Source organism: Clavibacter lycopersici (assembly GCF_003576405.1).
Taxonomy (GTDB): Bacteria; Actinomycetota; Actinomycetes; order Actinomycetales; family Microbacteriaceae; genus Clavibacter; species Clavibacter lycopersici.
The window spans coordinates 1-2327 of the sequence record NZ_QWGT01000326.1 but is presented as its reverse complement, the minus strand read 5'-3'; the positions used below and the strand labels follow the sequence as shown (position 1 = coordinate 2327).

Genomic DNA, 2327 nt, shown 5'->3' with positions numbered 1-2327 from the left:
CGGCGGCGCGCATCCGCGGACGCCCGCGACCTGGCCGCGATCGGCGGCTGATCCGCACCCGCACGACACGACGCCCGGACCCGCAGTGGTCCGGGCGTCGTCGTGTGCGCGACGACCGACGGCGACGCCCGTCGAGGGCGACGCCGCGCGACGCGTCAGGCCATCAGGCCGTCAGGCCCAGCGCGTCCATCCGACGGGTGTGGGCCGTGATGATGCCCGCGAACACGGGCTCGAGGTGCACGCGGGCGTCGTCGGGGTCGGCGAGGGACGCGCGCATGGCGGTCCCCGCGACGAGCAGCGTGTCGCCCACCAGGCGGCGGCCCCACATCGCGAGGCGCGAGGCGAGGCGCGGGTCCCGGCGGATGCCGGCGCGCACCGCGTCGACGATGCCCTGCTGGCCGACGCCCGAGGACAGCAGCACGACCACGCGCTGGCGCTGGTCCGACGGCAGCCCCGAGGCGAGGCGCACGAAGAAGTCGTCGAGGAGCCCGGTGGTGATGTACGCGGAGAGCAGGCACTCGTACCAGTCGGCGCCCGTGACGGTGGCGGTGAAGCGGTCGAACGCTCCACGATGGGGCTCCATGACGACGGTCGGGTCGCCGCCCAGCCGCTTGATCTCCGCCGCGAGCGCCTGGTGCTTGCCGAGCGCGATGCCGGCAGCCGTCGAGACGGCCTCCTTGCCGGCGAGGTCCGGCGCGTCGGCGACCGCGCGCGACAGGGTCTCGAAGACCGTCAGCTGCAGGTACGCGATCGCGCCGAGGAAGCGGAGGGTGTCGGGCGAGAAGTCGTCGACGCTCACGGTCGGCGACGAGGATCGACGCTTCGACTCGCCGCGGGATCGGACCCGGGGCGCCTCGATCGTCGTCGACCGGCGTCCGAACATCTTGAGCACGTGGCCAGTGTAAAGGGCGGCGGAGGAGCCCATCGGGCGCCCGACCGCTAAACTCGCCCGTGGTCCCTCAACGGAAGGGCCCCATCGCGCCCGCAGAGAAGCAGTCCGGGCGTGGACCGCACCGCTAGACAGGGCACAACGTGACTTTCACCGAACTGAACATCGACGAGGACATGGTGCGGGCGCTGGCCGACCACGGGATCCTCGAACCCTTCCCCATCCAGGAGCAGACCATCCCCCTGGCGCTCTCCGGCCAGGACATCATCGGCCAGGCCAAGACGGGCACAGGCAAGACCTTCGGCTTCGGCCTCCCGCTCATCCAGCGGCTCGGCCTCACCCCCGAGCCCGGCGTGCAGGCCCTCGTGGTCGTGCCGACGCGCGAGCTCGCGGTCCAGGTCACCGAGGACCTCCAGATCGCCACCAAGCACCGCGCCACCACGGTCGTCTCCATCTACGGCGGCAAGGCGTACGAGGGGCAGATCGAGCAGCTCAAGGCCGGCGCGCAGATCGTCGTCGGCACGCCGGGCCGCCTGCTCGACCTCGTGGGCCAGCGCCTGCTGAGCCTCAAGGACGTGCGCGAGATGGTGCTCGACGAGGCCGACAAGATGCTCGACCTCGGCTTCCTCTCCGACATCGAGAAGCTGTTCGCGCAGACCCCGGCCGTGCGCCACACGATGCTGTTCTCGGCCACCATGCCGGGCCCGATCGTCGCGCTCGCCCGCCGCTTCATGACGAAGCCCATCCACATCCGCGCGACGGATCCCGACGAGGGCCTCATGCAGGCCAACATCCGCCACCTCGTCTACCGCGCGCACAACATGGACAAGGACGAGGTCATCGGCCGCATCCTCCAGGCCGAGGGCCGCGGCAAGACCGTGATCTTCACGCGCACCAAGCGCGCCGCAGCCCGCCTCGTCGAGGAGCTCAACGACCGCGGCTTCAACGCCGCGGCCGTGCACGGCGACCTCAACCAGGAGCAGCGCGAGCGCGCCATGGCCGCGTTCAAGGCCGGCAAGAAGGACATCCTCATCGCCACGGACGTCGCGGCGCGCGGCATCGACGTGCTCGACGTGACCCACGTGATCAACCACACCATCCCCGAGGACGACAAGGCGTACCTGCACCGCGTCGGCCGCACCGGTCGCGCGGGCAAGACCGGCATCGCGGTCACGTTCGTCGACTGGGACGACCTGCACAAGTGGGCGCTCATCAACCGCGCCCTCGAGTTCGGCCAGCCGGAGCCCACCGAGACGTACTCGTCCTCGCCGCACCTGTTCACCGACCTCGACATCCCGGCCGGATCGAAGGGCCGCCTCCGCGCGACCCCGACGGTCAACCCCGACGGCACTCCGCGGGAGCGCCCGGGCAGCCGCGGCTCCGACGGCGGTCGCGATGGCGGACGCGGCGGCAGCCGTGACGGCGGCAGCCGTGACGG

The 2327-nt window shown here is 71.8% G+C and carries 2 protein-coding genes; one reads left to right on the top strand and one right to left on the bottom strand.

Annotated features, from left to right (window positions below; genetic code table 11):
- Positions 1-163 precede the first annotated feature (163 nt).
- Positions 164-883, bottom strand: a complete 720-nt coding sequence (locus DZG00_RS14625) for a ferritin-like fold-containing protein (protein ID WP_233549101.1) — start codon at positions 881-883, stop codon at positions 164-166.
- A gap of 149 nt (positions 884-1032) precedes the next feature.
- Between DZG00_RS14625 and DZG00_RS14620 the strand changes: the two genes are divergently transcribed.
- Positions 1033-2327: DEAD/DEAH box helicase (locus tag DZG00_RS14620; protein ID WP_233550158.1), on the top strand; the 1295-nt coding region annotated here is incomplete at its 3' end.

Excerpts from the sequence above, each read along its gene's own strand:
- DZG00_RS14625 (WP_233549101.1), bottom strand. The coding sequence starts at position 883 with ATGTTCGGACGCCGGTCGACGACGATCGAGGCGCCCCGGGTCCGATCC.